The sequence below is a fragment of the Peterkaempfera griseoplana genome (assembly GCF_001418575.1).
Taxonomy (GTDB): Bacteria; Actinomycetota; Actinomycetes; order Streptomycetales; family Streptomycetaceae; genus Peterkaempfera; species Peterkaempfera griseoplana.
Genome location: NZ_LIQR01000313.1, coordinates 14583 through 31201, shown reverse-complemented (window position 1 = coordinate 31201; position 16619 = coordinate 14583). Strand labels below are relative to the sequence as shown.

Sequence of the window (16619 nt, the reverse complement as noted above, 5' to 3'; positions counted from 1 at the left end):
CGACCCTCCCTCCCCGTCCCCAGGAGCAGTGACCGTGAGTACCCCCGACCTTCACCTCGTCCGGACCGACGACTGCGGCGACCGCCGCGACAACGGTTACGGCTACGGCTGCGGCGAGGCAGGCGACCTCGAATGCGGCCTCGACCCCGCCCTCGCCCAGCGCCTCCAGGACGCGGGCTTGGACCCGGTCGAGGTCGAGAACATCGCACGGACGGCACTCGGCGAGGACCTGGCCGGGGGCATCGACGTCACCACGGCCGCCACGGTCCCCGAAGAGGCAGTGACCACGGGCCACTTCACGGCCCGCGAGGCAGGCACCGTCGCCGGCGTCCACATCGCCGAAGCCGTCCTCTCGGTGGTCTGCACGGACACCTTCGAGGTCGAGCGCCATGTCGAGGACGGCGACCGCGTCGAGGCGGGCGAGAGGCTCCTCTCGGTCACGACCCGCACCCGTGACCTGCTCACCGCGGAGCGCAGCGCCCTCAACCTCCTCTGCCGCCTTTCGGGCATCGCGACGGCCACCCGCGCCTGGGCGGACGCGCTCGAAGGCACCACAGCCAAGGTCCGCGACACCCGTAAGACCACCCCGGGCCTGCGCTCCCTGGAGAAGTACGCGGTCCGCTGCGGCGGCGGGGTGAACCACCGCATGTCCCTCTGGGACGCGGCCCTGGTGAAGGACAACCACGTGGTGGCGGCGGGCGGCGCGGCCGAGGCCTTCAAGCTCGTACGCCAGAGCTTCCCCGGCCTCGCGATCGAGGTGGAGGTCGACACCCTCGCCCAGGTCGCCGAGGTCCTGGAGGCCGGCGCGGACCTGATCCTCCTGGACAACTTCACCCCGGAGCAGACAGCCGAGGCGGTGGCCCTGGTGAACCACCGGGCGATTCTCGAGTCCTCCGGCCGCCTCACGGTCGACACGGCCCGCGCATACGCCGAGACGGGCGTCGACCACCTCTCGGTCGGAGCCCTCACCCACTCCTCCCCCATCCTCGACATCGGCTTGGACCTCTGATGCTCCTGACCACCGATGTCGGCCACGAGGCTCATCCAGCCGGGCCGGGCGACCGTTGACCGACGGCGTACCGGGTGAGCGTCGATCTCCGGTTCGTCCTCGACCTCTGGCGAGTGCAACCGATAAGATTCCCCGCCGATCAGCAGCGACCTCTGCCGATCACCAGTAGCGGAGGCCATCTGTGGGGTGTGGGCGGAGCAGATCGAGGCGTCAAGTGCCGTCCGGTCAGGTCGGTGAGATCCGCTTCCGCCGGACCTTGCTCGAGCGGACCAGCCCCATGATGGGTCCCATTGTGATGATGTTCCTCGCCTCGGTGGCAATGTCGGCCACCGGCGACCATCACGGCATCCCGCCGGCCGGCACGGCTGGGGTGCTGGTCGCGATGCTTGTGGGCACCCTGCTGGGACGGGGGCAAGGCGTCACTCTCACCCACCATGCGCTCGTGGTGGACAACGTCCGCCGCCGCGTCATCCCCTGGTCAGGTGTACAGGGCATCCTCGTCGACAGGGCGTTGGGGCAGCGGACCATCGTTGTGTGCGAGGCGGGCGGGCGACGCACCCGACTGCCTGCACCGACCGGAGGCGCGTTCTCCTGGGATCCTCGCTTCGAGGAGAAGTTCCACACCATCGGCCGCTGGTGGCTCGACCATCGCGGACCTGGCTGGGTCCCATTGACGCCTCTCATCGCCTACGGCAGCGATCCCGGCCTGTACACACCGAAGTAGCCCACGCGGCTCCGGCACCGGACACCCGGGCCCCGATTGCCACGCACAGCCACCAGGGATGACGGCTCAGCGACGCCACAACCGGACTGGACGTCGTCACAGCTGGGTGTCGTGCCTGCCGTCGCATCGGCCGCCGCCCGATCAACCGCAGCACCGTCGCGACCGTGCGGGCGAGCGGAGGTCCCGCAGGTGCTGAGGCGGGCGCAGATGAGCGATCGGCTCCCCGAGGGAGGAGTTCTTGCCACCGACCCGGCCGACGTCGTCGCGGCCGAGTTCAGGGAACGGGATGACACGGCGCTTGGCTTTCTCCTGGAGGACTCGTCCCGACCCGGTACGTCAGCGGCCGCCCGCAGTACGGGGCTCAGTGCCGTCGGACCGGGGCCGCGTGGGCGAGCAGCGGGACCATGTGGTCGGCGAACCACCGGCCGGCCAGGTCGGCGACGGTTTCCAGGGCACCGGGTTCCTCGAACAGATGCGTGGCACCGGGGACGACACTCAGACGGCTCTCGCAGCGCAGCCAGGTCTGGGCCTGGCGGTTGAGGGCCAGGACCAGCTCGTCACGGCCCCCGACGACGAGCAGGGTAGGCGCCCGCACGGCGGCCAGCCGCGGCCCGGTCAGGTCGGGTCTGCCGCCCCGGGAGACGACGGCAGCCACCTGGGCGTCGGGCTCCGCCGCCGCCCACAGGGCCGCTGCGGCTCCGGTGCTGGCGCCGAAGTAGCCGACCGGCAGGCCGCGGGTCCCGGGCTGATCGCGCAGCCAGCATGTGGCATCGCGCAGGCGGCCGGCCAGCAGGGCGGTGTCGAACACGTTCGCCCGGTCGGCCTCCTCGTCCCGGGTGAGCAGGTCGAAGAGCAGCGTGGCCAGTCCCACCCGGTTCAGCGCCTCCGCGACGAAACGGTTGCGCGGGCTGTGGCGACTGCTGCCGCTGCCGTGCGCGAAGGCGATGACTCCTGTCGCCCCTTCGGGCACCCTGAGGCGCCCGCCGAGCCGCACGGCTCCGGCCTGTACGCCGACCTCCTCGTCCACCGGCGAGGGGCCGACGGACCGCGCGGCTGTGCACTGGGCCGAGCGGATCCGCTCGGCCGCACCGGCCAGGCACGCGGTGACCTCCTCGTCGGCGGTCTGGGAGAAGTCGGCGTAGAACTGACCGATGCCGAAGAAGGTGGCAGGAGTGTCCACACAGACCAACTCGTCCGCGGTATCCCCCAGTTCCGCCGTCCAGCCCCGCGGAGCGACCGGCACCGCGAGCACGACCCTGGCCGCCCCCCGGGCGCGAGCCACCTGGCAGGCCGCTCGCGCGGTGGCGCCGGTCGCGATGCCGTCGTCGACCACCACCACCGTGCGGCCCCTGATGTCGATCCCCGGCCGACCGCCCCGGTACAGCGTGGCGCGGCGGTGGAGTTCCGCGAGCTCCTGTTCCTCGACCTGGTCCAGTCGCCAGCGCGGGATGCGACCTCTGGACAGCACGTCGTCGTTGAGGACGCGCACCCCGCCTTCACCGATCGCGCCCATGGCCAGCTCCGGTTGGAACGGCACGCCGAGCTTGCGCACCACCACCGCGTCCAGCGGCGCGCCGAGGGCGTCCGCCACCTGAGCGGCGACCGTCACGCCGCCGCGCGGCAGACCCAGGACGACCACGTCCTGGCCGCGAAGGTGTTCCAGCCGTGCCGCCAGCCGCCGCCCCGCGTCCAGTCGATCAACGAAGTACACCATCTGCGCTCCTCGCGTTCCCCGAGCCGTACGGGTCCTCAGCGCCGGACACTCGTGTGTCGCAGCAGCACGCCCACCCCGTCGACCAGCGACAAGTCCTCGCGCGGCACGACGATCAGCTCGGCCCGGGTGCCGACGACCGCGCGGATCAGGGCGGAGTCGGCCGGCTCCGCGCCCCAGGACCGCACGCCGTACGCCCCCAGTTCCTCCTCGGACAGGCCGATCTGCTTCGGCGCGATGCCCGCCCACAACCGCACGGGCAGGTCAGGCGGATCGTTGATCAGCAAGGCCTCCGCCTGGCCGCGCCGCAGCGCGCCGACGGCGGCCATCAGCCCTTCGGCGGCCCCGTGTCCGCGTGCCCGGCGGGCCAGGAACATCTCGACTCGGGCCCGGTCCTCGATGGTCATGCGCCCCCGGAACAGATAGCCGAGTTCGCCCTCCAGCAGCGCCCGGCCGGGCTCGGACGGACGCTCGACGCCCTCCACGCCGATGATCCGGTCCCGCAGGCGGCCGGGCAGCTCATGGGTGAGGACGCCACGCGCCCACACGTCGCCGCAGAGCACGATCGCCTCCGCCGCGCTGCGGTCCGCGAGCTCCGTCAGCTCCCTGCCGATCCGGGCCGCACCCTGCCGCCACTCGCCGGCCGGCACCCGCCGCTGGGTGCGGTCACCGCCCGCCACCCTGGTCGTCGGCCACCGCCCGGACTGCATCTCCACGGCGATCTCCTGCTGCATCGCCCCGTGGCCGGCCTCGGGCACCCGGTGTACGGCGACCGCGACGTAGGGGATGTCCGGGGCGTGCTGCAAGGCCAGCGGCATGGCGTCGGGCAGCATGGTGTACCGGGCCCTGTCCCGCACCGGCGGCTCCGGCAGTTCCTCCGCCAGCGCCAGCCGCCCGTGCGCCGCGAACACGGCCTGACCGTGTGGCCCGGCCACCTCCCGGTCCGTCCCCACGACGTGCGCCAGGGCTCCGGCGGTGGCGATGTCGGCGCCCTGGCTCTCCAGGTCCCGCTTCAGGTGCCGCCAGCGCAGCTCGATCGCCCGCTCCGGATCCTCGACGTCGCGGGACGTGTCCACGTAGACACAGGCGAAGGGACCCTGCCGTGCGTACAGCGGGCTGAGGAAGGCCAGTTTCACGATGCCTCCTGACTGCTGAGCGCCGCACCGCCTCCGGAGGGAGCGGACGACTGCGAAACCGCTCGGGCCGGTGGCCGAGGAGACCGCATCCGGGCTGCCGACAGCCGGCCCAGCCACCCGGCTGAACACCGGGGGCTGAGGGCTCAACGCTTCGCTTTCCCAACCTACGCACGGCCGCTTCGCGGACGAGGGCCGAACGGCCCTGGTGCGAGGACCTTTCTCCCCGGAATCGGCGGGGAGGCCGGTCCGGTCGTGGTGCAGCCCTCAGGTTCACGGTACGACGCTTCCGCTGCGCCTCCAGGGAGGGAGCGGCACCGCCGGATTCATGGGGAGACGAGAGGGGCCGCGGTGAGGACCTCGGCGAATCCGGGTGCCGAGCCGACAGGGCACCGGCGAAGCGTCCTCCTCCGATGCCGACGACAGCGAGGCCGTTCGGCTCCGACGCCTCGATGACGGCCCCGTACCCCGGCCCGTTCGGGAGACACCCGCCGACATCCTCCGCCGCATCCGTCGGCACGACGCATGGGGCCCCGGTGATCAGACGTACGGCCTCGCCTGCGAGGCCGGCTTCGGTGCGGCCGTTGCCGCCCTCAGCGTCGGCACGGAGTCGGCGGCTGCTCCCCCGGTCCGCGGCTGCGCCGAACGAGCGCTTCTTCACCTTCCCCGGAGTGACGGAGCCCGGTCAGGGAAAGCGGGATGGCGCAGTGCGGCAGTGCGCATGCCCGCTCGAATCCCTCCGGATCAGCCCGAGAGGAACACGATGGTCGCAAGGCGAGAGGTCCTGAAGGCGGCAGCCCTCGGCGGAGCGGCCGCGGTCATTCCGTCGGGCCTTGTGCCGGCTCGGTCCCGGGTGGTGAGTTCCGGCCGGATCCTGGACCCGGCGACGATCCCCAAGTACGGCGCACAGCTGCCGGTCCCGCCTGCGATGCCCTGGGTCGGCAGGGACACGGCGGCCCGCATCGACCACTACACGATCGGCGTCCGGCAGTTCCGGCAGCAGATCCTGCCGACCGGGCTGCCCGCCACGACGGTGTGGGGGTACGGATCGGTGCACCATCCGGAGAGCTTCCACTATCCGGCGTTCACCATCAACGCATCGGTGGGCCAGGCCGTGCGGGTGACCTGGGTGAACCAGCTGGTCGACAAGGCCGGCGACTTCCTGCCGCACCTGCTGCCGGTGGATCCGACGGTGCACTGGGCGAACCCGGCGGGCGGACGGTCCGGCCGGGATTCGCGCCCCCCGTTCGCCTCGACGCCGGGCCCCTACACCGGGCCGGTGCCCATCGTGACCCACCTGCACGGTGGGCACAACATGCAGGAGAGCGACGGCTACCCGGAGGCATGGTTCCTCCCCGCCGCACGCAACATCCCCCGGGGATACGCACGGACCGGCTCCTATCACGATCATTTCGGGAAGCTGTTCGCGGACAAGTTCGGCGCCGCATGGGGACCGGCGAGCACTGTCTTCCAGTACGCCAACAGCGATCGCGCGGCCACCTTCTGGTTCCACGACCACACGCTGGGGATCACACGGCTGAACGTGTATGCCGGGATGGCGGGCTTCTACCTGCTCCGCGGCGGCCCGGCCGACCTTCCGGAAGGCGTACTCCCAGGGCCCGCCCCGCAGCTCGGAGATCCCCCGGGGATCCGCTACCACGAGATTCCTCTCGCGATCCAGGACCGGACGTTCACCCCGGACGGGGAACTCCACTACCCGCCTAGCCGGGCTGATTTCGACGGGTTCGCCGGGCCGTACATACCGCGGAGCGACATCTCGCCGATCTGGAATCCGGAGTTCTACGGCAACACGGTGGTCGTCAACGGCCGGACCTGGCCGGTCCTGCCGGTCGAGCCGAGGCGGTACCGCTGCCGCTTCCTCAACGGCTGCAACGCCCGTTTCCTGGTCCTCAAGATCGTCACTGATCCGCTGGCCCGGCGGCCCGCCCGGCCGGCGCTCCCGCTCTGGCAGATCGGCAGCGACGGCGGCTTCCTGCCCTCTCCCGTCCAGCTCGACCAGCTGCTCGCCGCACCGGCCGAACGCGCCGACGTGATCGTCGACTTCACCTCCGTCCCGGTCGGGACCGAGCTGTACCTGATCAACGAAGGCCCGGACGGGCCGTTCAGCAGCGGAGTCGCCGGGACCGATTTCGAGGCGGCGGACCCGCACACCACCGGGCAGGTGATGAAGTTCGTCGTCCAGCCGCTCACGTCGCCGGACCGTACCGTGCCGCCGGACCGACTCGCTCTCCCCGCGTTCGAGGGTCTGGGCGCAGCGAGCACCACCCGGCGAGTGGCCCTGGCGGAGGCCAGGTCCGCGGTCCTGCCGGGCGTGGGGCCGCGGGCGGTGCTGCTGGGCACGGTGGAGGGCGGCCGTCCGGACACCCTGGGCTGGGACGATCCCATCACGGAGAACCCGGAGGTCGGGGCGACGGAGATCTGGGAGATCCACAACTTCACGCCGGACGCTCATCCGATCCACATCCACGAGGTCCAGTTCCAGATCCTCGACCGGCGGCGCAACGGACAGCACGCACAGCCCGCGCAGCCCGGGGAGAGCGGATTCAAGGACACCGTGATCGCGCCCCCGGACACCGTCACCCGGGTGAAGACGCAGTTCACCTTGGCCGGGCGCTACGTCTGGCACTGCCACCTTCTGGAACACGAGGACAACGAGATGATGCGCCCCTTCCGCGTCGGCTAGGGGGAATCCCTCGGCTCGGGGACGAGGCAGGTACGAGGGCACCGGCCTTTCTGCGGGATCAGCTCTTGGGGCGTTCGCCTCCACGATGGCCTGCGGCGATGCCGTGCGGGGCGACCGAGTCCACCTGGGCGAGCTCCTCCGGGCTGAGCCCGATGGTCGCGGCGTGGGCGTTCTGCCGCAGGTACGTACGCCGTTTGGTGCCGGGGATGGGTACCACGCCCTGGTGGTGCAGCCAGGCCAGTGCGAGCTGCGTCGCATTGACCCCCTTGGCCTCCGCCAGTCGGCTGAGGCGGCCCACCACGCCGAGGTTGGCGGCGATGTTCTCCTCGGAGAACCGCGGCAGACTCCGCCTGGCGTCGTCGGCCGCGAGTTCGGCGGCGTCGGTGATCCCGCCCGTCAGCAGGCCGCGGCCCAGCGGAGAGAACGCGACGAAGCCGATGCCGAGTTCGCGAACCGTCTCCAGGACGCCGTTGTGCTCGACGTCCCTGGTGAACAGGGAGTACTCGGACTGGACGGCGGTGAGGGGGTGGGTGGCGTGTGCCCGGCGGATGGTCTCCGGGTCGGTCTCGCAGACGCCGATGTACCGGACCTTGCCGGCCTGGACCATCTGGGCCATGGCGCCGACGGTCTCCTCGACCGGGACCTTCGGGTCGACCCGGTGGAGGTAGTAGAGGTCCACGACGTCCACGCCGAGGTGGCGCAGCGAGCGGTCGATGGCCCGGTGGGCGTAGGCGGGGGTGCCGTTGTGCCCGTGGGCGGTGCCGTCGTCGTCGAACTCGGTGGCGAACTTGGTGGCGACGGTGATCTCGTCACGCCGGCCACCGAGTGCACGGCCCAGCAGCCTCTCGTTGGCGAAGGGGCCGTACGCCTCGGCGGTGTCGATGTGGGTGACGCCGAGGTCGACGGCCTCATTGAGGGTGGCGATGCTCTCGTGCTCGTCGCGCGGCCCGTACCAGGCGCTCATCCCCATCGCGCCGAGGCCTTGGGCGGAGACGGTCAGGCCCTGGGAGCCCAGGGGGACGTGGTGCATGTGATGTCTTTCGGGGTCGTGGTCAGGACTGCTGGAGGCCGTCGGCGGTGATCAGCCGGGCCAGCTCCGCGGGCGCCGACAGGAACGGGGAGTGGCTGCTGGACAGGCGGTACGAGCGCTCCGAGCGGCTCGCCATCGCCTCCTGGAAGGCGGGCGGGAGCGCCTGGTCCTTCTCGCACACGATGTAGGTGGAGGGCACGGTTTGCCAGGCCACCTGGGTGAGGGGTTCGCTGAAGGACTTCACGGTCTGCAGGACCAGACGCGCGGCGGCCCGCTCGGCGTCCTCCGGGTTCGCGTCCGCGTAGAAGTAGTTCACCGGGTCCCCGGGGGCCGGCAGTGTGCCGGTCCGGCCGCTGGGCAGCTGTCCCCCGCTCTGGCCGGCGAGGGAGTCGCCCTGGTCGAGTTGGAAGGCGGCGAGGTAGACCAGGCGGGAGACACCGACGGCGCCGGCGGCGGCCTCGGTGACGGGCACCCCGCCGTAGGAGTGCGCCAGCACGGTCACCGGGCCGTCCAGACCGGCCAGGCGCTCGCGGATGGCCCGGGCGTCGTCGTACATCCCGGCGGGGTTCTCGGGGTCGGGCGAGGAGCTCGGCAGGTCGACGGTGGCGACCCGCCACCCGAGCGCGGTGAGTTCGGGGACGAGTTTCTCCCAGCACCAGGCGCCGTGCCAGGCGCCGTGCACCAGAAGGATCGTGGGCTGGTCGTTGTCTGCAGAGGCCATGGATCAACCTTGGAAGTGGGTGAAGGAAAGGGGCACATCAGCTCGGCGGGGTGGATGCCACCCCTCGGTAGGGGCAGGAGCGGACCACCGCATCGGCGGTGCGAGGGGGCGGCCGGTGCCGCCTGCGGTCGAAGGTACGGCCGAGAAGGAATGCCGGGCCATGTTCGTTTGTCCGGGGTTCTTGCGCAGTCGTCCCGAAGTGATCCGCTTCGCAGCAACCCGTCCCGATTGATGGTCCATAGTGGACGGTGAGCCTGCCGCGCATTCCCGGGGCTGCTGTTGCGGCTGCGGCCGGTTGGTCGTGCCACCTGCAGGGCGCCGCGCCGGCGGGCCGCGCTCCCGCACCGGCGGGCCGGACCGCGCGGACCATTTCCCGGACACCGGCGCTTGGTCCCGTGGGCGGAGAGCTCCCCGGACAGCAGCCTTGCCGTGAAGGAGCAGTTTTGTGAGAGCCATGATCGACGGCCTGGCCGTGCAGACCCACGGGTCGGAGTTCGGCCCCGCCGTGCTGCTGCTGCACGGATTCCCCGACAGCGCCGAGCTGTGGCGCGGCCAGGTGCCGGTGCTGGTGGACGCCGGCTATCGCGTGATCACCGTGGACCTGCGTGGATTCGGCGCGTCGGACAAGCCCGTCGCGGTCGAGGAGTACGCGCCGGCACGCGTGCTGGGCGATGTCGAGGCGGTGCTCGACGGGCTCGGTGTCGACCGTGCCCATGTGGTCGGCCACGACTGGGGCGCGGTGATCGCCTGGGTCTTCGCCTCCGCGAAGCCGGACCGGGTCGCCGGCCTGGTCTGCCTGTCGACCGGGCATCCCGCCTCCTACCGGCGGGCGGGCCGGGAGCAGCGGGAGAAGGGCTGGTACACGCTGCTCTTCCAGTTCGACGTCGCGGAGGAATGGCTGCTGCAGGACTCCGCTGCGCAACTCCGCGAGCTCCTTGCCGGGCACCCCGACATGGAGCAGGCCGTGGCCCGCCTCCAGCAGCCCGGGGCCATGACCGCCGCGCTGGGGCTGTACCGCGCATGGGCGCCGCCGGAGTCGCTGGTCGGCCCCCGCCGGCCGCCCGCCCCGGTCGACGTACCGGCCATGGGTCTGTGGGGCACCGAGGACCGCTTCCTGACGGAGCAGCAGATGACCGGGTCGGCTCAGGAGGTGCGCGGCACCTGGCGGTTCGAACGGATCGTCGGCGCCGGGCACTGGCTCCCGCTGGAGGCGACTGCCGCGGTCAACCGGCTACTGCTGGACTTCCTGGCCCGGACCACCGGGGATCGGCCGGCGGAGTGGCGAGGGCGATGAAGCCGACCGCGGGGAGCGCGCCCGTCCACCGCACCGACGCCGTCCGCAGGACCGCACCAGGCGGACCGCACCGGCCCGGGGGGAGCCGATGGATCCCCTGACGGACGTCCTGGCCCTGCTCGATCTGCGCGGCGCGCAGTTCGCGCGGCTGGAGGCGCAGGAGCCGTGGGCCGTCGGCTTCTCGGGCTATCGGCACATCAAGTTCGGCGCGGTCCTGCAGGGCGGTTGCCGGATCTCGGTCGCCGGGCTCCCGGGCTCGGTGATGCTGGGCGAGGGCGACTGCTACCTGATCGGCAGCGGCCGCGCCTACGAGCTCTCGGGTGGGCCGGCCGTGCCGGCGGTCCCGAGCGCCGAGGTGTTCGCCGACTACACCGAGGGGGCGACCGTCCGGATCGGGTCGGCGTGCGACGCGGTCGTGGTGGGCTGCGGGTTCGACCTGGACGAGGCCAACGCCGCGGTGCTGGTGGACGTCCTCCCGCCGCTCGTCCACCTCGGCGCGGCGGCGGGTACCGCGGGTGCCGTCCGGGCCGCGCTGGAACTGCTCCGTACGGAGACCGAGTCGCCCGGCTGGGGTACCCCCTTCGTCACCGAGCGCCTCGCCCACGTCCTCCTGGTCCACCTGCTCAGGGCCCATGTCGCGGAACGCGGCACTGCCGGGGGCGGGTGGCTCACCGCCCTCGCCGACCGGCAGATCGGGGCGGCGCTGGCTCTGATGCACGAGACGCCCGCGCACCGGTGGACGGTCGCGGGGCTCGCTGCCAAGGTCGGCATGTCGCGATCCCAGTTCGCCGCCAGGTTCAGCGAGTGCGTCGGTGTGCCACCGCTCGAGTACCTCGTGAGCTGGCGGATCCGGTCCGCGGCCCGGGAGCTGAGGACCACCGACCGCACCGTCTCGGCGATCGCCTCGCGGTGGGGGTACGGGGCGGAGAGCTCTTTCAGTCATGCCTTCAAGCGCGTGATGGGTGTCGCTCCCGGGCGCTACCGGGTGACCGGCACCCACGCCGGGCGCGAGACGGCGCCCCGATGACCTCGCGTGCGCACACGGACGCCCCGACGCCGTCGGGCGGCGGGGCAGGACGACCCGCCCGAGGTGGTGCGGTCCCGGGGAAGCGACGTGGCACGAAGGCCCTTGCACCCACTAATCAGACGAACTAGTCTGTCCGATTAGTGGGGCGGGGACTGGCCGACGGACCCCGGGCGTCCCACCCCCACCGACCGCACAGGGCACACGAGAGAACAGGCAGAGCTATGCGCGCAGTTGTTTTGGAGCAGTTCGCCAGCCCGCTGGTACTGAAGGAGATCGACACCCCGGCCGCGGGCCCCGGCCAGGTGCTGGTGCGGGCCAAGGCCAGCGGCGTGAACCCGCTGGACGTCAAGATCCAGGCCGGGAAGGCCGCACATGCCAAGAGCCGGCTGCCGGCCGTGCTCGGCCTGGACCTGGCCGGTGTGGTGGAGGAGGTCGGGCCCGGGGTGACCGGCTTCGCACCGGGTGACGAGGTGTACGGCCTCACCGGTGGCGTGGGTGATCTGCAGGGTTCACTCGCCGAGTACGCAGCGGTGGATGCCAGGCTGCTGGCCCACAAGCCCGTCTCGCTGAGCATGCGCGAAGCGGCCGCCCTCCCGCTGGTGGTCATCACCGCCTGGGAGGGCCTGGTGGACCGAGCCGCGGTGCACGGCGGCCAGAAGGTTCTGATCCACGGCGGTGCCGGAGGGATCGGGCAGGCGGCGGTGCAGATCGCCCGCGCCCGCGGGGCCGAGGTCTTCGCGACGGGCTCCCCGGGGAGCCTGGAGACCATCCGCGGGCTGGGCGCCACCCCCATCGACTACACCGGCACGCCGGTTGAGCAGTACCTCGCCGAGCACACCGGCGGGGAGGGCTTCGACGTCGTCTACGACACCGTCGGCGGGGCGACGCTCGACGCGTCCTTCTCCGCCGTCCGCACCTACACCGGGCATGTCGTCAGCGCCCTGGGGTGGGGCACCCACAGCATCGCTCCGCTCTCGTTCCGCGGCGCCACCTACTCAGGGGTCTTCACGCTGCTCCCGATGCTCACCGGGCGGGGCCGGGAACACCACGGGGAGATCCTGCGGGAGGCCGCGGCCCTCGCGGACCGAGGGGCGCTCAGGCCCCGCCTCGACCCGCGGCACTTCACCCTCGCCACCGTCGCACAGGCGCACGCAGCGGTCGAGGCCGGGACCACGTCCGGCAAGGTCGTGATCGACGTCGAGGGGTGATCTAGGGGGCGTACCGCAGCGCCTCGATCTGCGCGGCCGCCGTGATGACGTGCTCCCTGCGGGGCCGGTCCCGCCCGGTCGTGGGGTCGGGATCCTCCGGCGTGGTTGCGGCGGGAGGGGATCGGGGACAACGGCACCTGCGCTTCTGCCGGAGCGTCAATCTGCTTCGGAGGCGGTGTGGTTACGAGCTGACATTCGTTCCGGACGCCGGCGCTGCCATCGGACGTGACGCCACCGCGGCCCGACGTCGCCAGGCCGACCTCACCGCACCACGCAGATCTCGGGCAGCGGCCGGTGCCACTCTCCCAGCAACACCACCAGGACCTGGCGAGCCAAAGCCCGGACCCGGACCCAGCCCGGATCGGTGGCCAGTGCGTCCTCTGCCCATCGACCAGTCCGATCCCGGCCGCTCATCCCGCAGAAGATCAGATCGATCGCTCCAAGGTCGAGCACGACCGCCGGGTCTAGGCTCCCCTCCTCCGCCAGGCTCTCGGCCATCCGGAAGGCATGCTCGAAATCCAGGGCGATGTCATCAGTGGTGACGCCGTGCCCGGCCACCCATGCCAGTTGCTCCGAGGCATCGGCGGCCACCACGGTCAACGACTCGATGAGCAGACGGCGACGTCTATCCGACCCCCCATGACGCGAACCCCACCCCCTCGGCCGACGGACACCGACACGTCGGCCCCGGCCAGGAAGAGAGCACCCGGCTCATGAACGACGGTCCTGTCCAACCGCCCGCGACGCGGCCCCGCATGTCCGTAGGTGCCGAAGGCCGCGGCGGCGAACTTCGGATTCGGGCGTCGGGCTGCCTGCTCCCTGACCGCCGGCCGCCGGCCATGCCTACGCGCGTCGCGGCACGGGCAGCCCGGGACGCCCGTCGACGGTCCGGGGGCGATACTGGGCAGGAGGCGTCTCGACCGTGGTGGGCCGTGAAGCGAGGAGCGGACGCTGATGGACCTCCCCGATCTGAACAACGTCCTCGTCGAGTCGTTGCGCACAGCAGTCAGGGCTCTCGACGCTGACGCGGTCCTTGCCTACCTCTTCGACGAGGACGGCGAGGTGCTGCGGTTGACGGTTGCGGACGGGACGCCACCCGTGATCTTCATCATGCCGGAGCGCATCGCGGTCACGGCTCCCTATCCCACGGCGGTCGCCGCCCGGAACGGCGAGATCGCCGTGGCCGGACCCGGGTCCTCCGAGACGATACGGGCCCCGGAGGCCGCACCGATCCCCTATCTGGTGGCATCGGCGGCGCTCGGGTACGAGGGGCACTGCCTGGGCGCGCTCACCGCCGTCTGGGCTCCGACCCCCTCCAGCGCCGCGCCGTCGGACCGGAACCGTACGCAGCTCCGCGCGATCGCGGACGACCTGTCGGTGACCCTTGCGGCCTTGGCGAAGGCCGGGGTGCCCATGACTCCGGGGCGCAGCCCGGTGATCGCACCGGTGCTGCGTCCGGCCCGCCCCGCCATCGACGGCGCGGGCGGCGGTGCCGCGGCCGACGGCTGGGGACTGCCGGACGTCCCCGGCTCCAGCGCGGTCACCTTCATGTACCACATCCACCAGCTGGCCGCCGCGCTCAACGAGGCCGCCGACATCACCGATGTCATGGAGGTGGTGCAGCAGCGGGTCATGAAGCCGTTCGGTGCCGAGAGCTTCCTGGTGACCTCGGTGAAGTACGACAGGGTGTGGGTGGCGGGGTACAGCGACTGCCCTCAGGAGGCCGTGAAGCGCCTGCACGGATCCAGCGTTCATCTGGTCAGTCCGTTCACCGCCGTGCTGGGCGCGAGAGCGCCGCTGCTCTTCCCGGACCAGGCCGCCCTGTTGAGCGCGTATCCCGTGTCCAGGGGTTTCCCACGGATCGAGGAGAACGCGGCCGGCGGCTGGGTCTACGTCCCGATCGGTGTCGGCTCCCGCTCGACGGGCGCGTTCGCTCTCGGCTTCCGCCGGCCGCTGCATCTCGGAGCCGAGGAGCAGGCCGTCCTGACGATGATGGTCCGGCTGCTGGGACCCACTCTCGTCAGGGCGCGGGCGAGCCAGGCCGAGCAGAGCATCGCCGAGAACGTGCTCAAGACGCTGCTGCCGGAGGCGGCCTGGGACCTTCCCGGTCTCGCAGCCGTGGCCCGCTACGTTCCGGCGTGCGCCTCCGGAATGGGCGGCGACTGGTACGACGTGATCACCAGGAGCCCGGCGAAGGCCGCCCTGGTGGTCGGCGACGTGGAGGGCCACAGCATCGACAGTTCCGTGGTCATGGCCCAGCTCCGTACGGCTGTCCGTTCCTACCTCATGGAGGGCCACCCGCCCGCCTCCGCGCTGGCCCGGGCCAACCGGATGCTCACCCTGCTGGCGCCCGGCGTGCTGGCCACCTGCTGCGTCGTCGACGTGGACATCGACGACGGCACCCTGGAGATCGCCTCGGCGGGCCATCCGCCACCTGTGCTCCGGTACCCCGACGGGTCGGTGGCCACTCCCGACGTCCCACCGGGTCTGCCGTTCGGCGTCGACCCCGACGCCTGCTACGCACGGACTGAGGTGTCCGTGCCGCCCCGGTCGGTCCTGATGCTCTACACCAACGGTCTCAGCGTCTCGTCCGTGGACGAGCACGGCGCGGAGTCGCTGCTCACCTCACTCGGTCCGTCCGCCGTGACCCGGCCGGAGCGGCTGCTGGACCTCGTCCTGCGGACCTGTCTTGAGGCCCCGGCCCGCCGGGACGACGTTGCGGTACTGATCGCCGAATACCAGGGCGTACAGGGTGGGGGCCTGCGGCACACGGACAGCATGAACATCGGGCGCCACGACCTGCACGGCGTCGGGGAGGTCAGGACTTTCGTCCGTGAACGACTGCATGAATGGGGCCTGGAGGAGCAGGCCGACGCGCTGGAACTGATGAGTTCCGAGGTCGTGACCAACGCGCTGGTGCACGCCGACAGCGACGTCGACTTCAGGCTGAGGCACTACGACGACCGCGTCCGGGTGGACGTCCGCGACGCCGACCCCACCCCGCCGGTACCGGAACCGGTCGTCCTCGCCAACCAGCCCGGCTCCGAGTCGGAGCACGGGCGCGGTCTGGTCATCGTCGACGTGCTCGCCTCGGACTGGGGCAACACCCCGAGTGGCCGCGGGAAGACGATCTGGTTCGAGCAGACGGTTGCCGTCTGAGCGCTGCGGAGGCGGTGGTGCGTCCCCAGGCGTCCATGCCGGCAGGATGGGTCGGGACGGTCGGGCTGCGGCTGGTCCTCAGGTGTGGGCTGCGACGAGCCCGCGGGCTGCGGCCTTCGCCGCGTCCACAACGGTGCGGTCCTGCAACAGCCGGCCGGAGGCCAGGGCCCCGTCGATCAGGAGCCCGATGTGCCGGGCGAGCGAGTCGGGAGCGTCGGCACCGGCCTGTGTGCTCAGCTCGGTCAGCCATGCCTGGCGGCGTTGCGTGTGCTCGATGGTGATGGACCTGGCCTGCGAGTCCGGTTCGGCCTCGACGGCCGCGCTGACGAACGGGCATCCGAAGAAGCCGTGCCGGTCGAAGGCGGCCTCCAGGGCGTCGAAGAGGCCGACCAGCTGCTCTCGGGCGTCGTCGCCCGCCTGCTCCGCGGCGCTCTGCAGCTGGCTCATCCAGGAGTCGTCGGTCATGCGCAGGTACGCCGCGACCAGCTCCTCCTTGGTGCGGAAGTGTGCGTAGAGGGTCGACTTCGCCACGCCCGAGGCCTCGATGACCTGGTCGACGCCGACGCCGCGCAGCCCGTTGGCGTAGAACAGGTCGGCTGCCGCGGTGAGGATCCTCTCCTCGGACCTGGTCTTCCGGAATCGTGTAGCCATGGGCCCTCCCTAATCGGACACACTAGTTCGTTCGATTAATCGGGGCAAGCCACCCTGCGGCCTTCCCTACGGGCGGGTGGGCGGCGAACCGGCCCGCCACAGGCACGGCATCCGCCTGGCGTCCGCGCGACCCGACTGCAGCGTGGCCGACGTCCGGCCGGGCGCTTCCGGAGCGCTGAGCGCAGCCATCGGCGGCGAGCTTCTCCAGGGGCGGCTGACGGCCTGCCGCGCCGAGGAGGGTCGACCTG

At 71.8% G+C, this 16619-nt stretch carries 13 protein-coding genes; 7 read left to right on the top strand and 6 right to left on the bottom strand.

The genetic code is table 11. The features are described 5' to 3' along the window. The first annotated feature begins 34 nt into the window (after nucleotides 1-34). Both nadC and AOK09_RS23030 read left to right on the top strand, forming a co-directional pair. On the top strand, nucleotides 35-1009 hold the full coding sequence (nadC, locus tag AOK09_RS23035) for a carboxylating nicotinate-nucleotide diphosphorylase (protein WP_055589139.1): 975 nt from the start codon (nucleotides 35-37) through the stop codon (nucleotides 1007-1009). A 214-nt stretch (nucleotides 1010-1223) separates the two neighbouring features. Next, nucleotides 1224-1733, top strand: coding sequence for a hypothetical protein (locus AOK09_RS23030; RefSeq protein WP_063796039.1), 510 nt, complete (start codon nucleotides 1224-1226; stop codon nucleotides 1731-1733). Between the two features lie 361 nt (nucleotides 1734-2094). On the opposite strand, the gene AOK09_RS23025 is transcribed toward AOK09_RS23030, so the two are convergent. Beyond that, the gene (locus AOK09_RS23025) at nucleotides 2095-3444 is read right to left on the bottom strand and encodes a phosphoribosyltransferase family protein (RefSeq protein WP_055589137.1); all 1350 of its coding nucleotides are present in this window, start codon (nucleotides 3442-3444) and stop codon (nucleotides 2095-2097) included. Between the two features lie 38 nt (nucleotides 3445-3482). Continuing rightward, a complete protein-coding gene (locus tag AOK09_RS23020; protein WP_055589133.1) occupies nucleotides 3483-4580 on the bottom strand; it encodes a baeRF2 domain-containing protein in 1098 nt (365 codons plus the stop codon). A gap of 760 nt (nucleotides 4581-5340) precedes the next feature. On the opposite strand from AOK09_RS23020, the gene AOK09_RS23015 reads away from it, so the two are divergent. Beyond that, a complete protein-coding gene (locus tag AOK09_RS23015; protein WP_055589132.1) occupies nucleotides 5341-7281 on the top strand; it encodes a multicopper oxidase family protein in 1941 nt (646 codons plus the stop codon). A 58-nt stretch (nucleotides 7282-7339) separates the two neighbouring features. Here AOK09_RS23015 and AOK09_RS23010 read toward each other — a convergent pair whose 3' ends face one another. Then, nucleotides 7340-8311: an aldo/keto reductase gene (locus AOK09_RS23010; RefSeq protein WP_055589131.1), complete on the bottom strand. Its 972-nt coding sequence runs from the start codon at nucleotides 8309-8311 to the stop codon at nucleotides 7340-7342. A 22-nt stretch (nucleotides 8312-8333) separates the two neighbouring features. Further along, nucleotides 8334-9032, bottom strand: coding sequence for an alpha/beta fold hydrolase (locus AOK09_RS23005; RefSeq protein WP_055589130.1), 699 nt, complete (start codon nucleotides 9030-9032; stop codon nucleotides 8334-8336). A 454-nt stretch (nucleotides 9033-9486) separates the two neighbouring features. Between AOK09_RS23005 and AOK09_RS23000 the strand changes: the two genes are divergently transcribed. From AOK09_RS23000 to AOK09_RS22990, 3 genes are all read left to right on the top strand, one after another. Continuing rightward, a complete protein-coding gene (locus AOK09_RS23000; protein WP_055589129.1) occupies nucleotides 9487-10326 on the top strand; it encodes an alpha/beta fold hydrolase in 840 nt (279 codons plus the stop codon). 88 nt (nucleotides 10327-10414) lie between these two features. Further along, nucleotides 10415-11353 (top strand): AraC family transcriptional regulator, encoded by a 939-nt coding sequence (locus tag AOK09_RS22995; protein WP_055589128.1) that lies wholly within the window; start codon nucleotides 10415-10417, stop codon nucleotides 11351-11353. A 221-nt stretch (nucleotides 11354-11574) separates the two neighbouring features. Then, nucleotides 11575-12561: a zinc-dependent alcohol dehydrogenase family protein gene (locus tag AOK09_RS22990; protein ID WP_055589127.1), complete on the top strand. Its 987-nt coding sequence runs from the start codon at nucleotides 11575-11577 to the stop codon at nucleotides 12559-12561. Between the two features lie 261 nt (nucleotides 12562-12822). Here the strand turns inward: AOK09_RS22990 and AOK09_RS22985 are convergent, their stop codons facing one another. After that, nucleotides 12823-13155 carry a hypothetical protein gene (locus AOK09_RS22985; RefSeq protein WP_245687433.1) on the bottom strand — a complete coding sequence of 111 codons (333 nt, stop codon included), beginning with the start codon at nucleotides 13153-13155 and terminating at the stop codon, nucleotides 12823-12825. A gap of 360 nt (nucleotides 13156-13515) precedes the next feature. On the opposite strand from AOK09_RS22985, the gene AOK09_RS22980 reads away from it, so the two are divergent. Then, a complete protein-coding gene (locus AOK09_RS22980) occupies nucleotides 13516-15720 on the top strand; it encodes a SpoIIE family protein phosphatase (protein WP_055589125.1) in 2205 nt (734 codons plus the stop codon). A gap of 78 nt (nucleotides 15721-15798) precedes the next feature. Here AOK09_RS22980 and AOK09_RS22975 read toward each other — a convergent pair whose 3' ends face one another. Next, nucleotides 15799-16371 carry a TetR/AcrR family transcriptional regulator gene (locus AOK09_RS22975; protein ID WP_055589124.1) on the bottom strand — a complete coding sequence of 191 codons (573 nt, stop codon included), beginning with the start codon at nucleotides 16369-16371 and terminating at the stop codon, nucleotides 15799-15801. Nucleotides 16372-16619 lie beyond the last annotated feature (248 nt).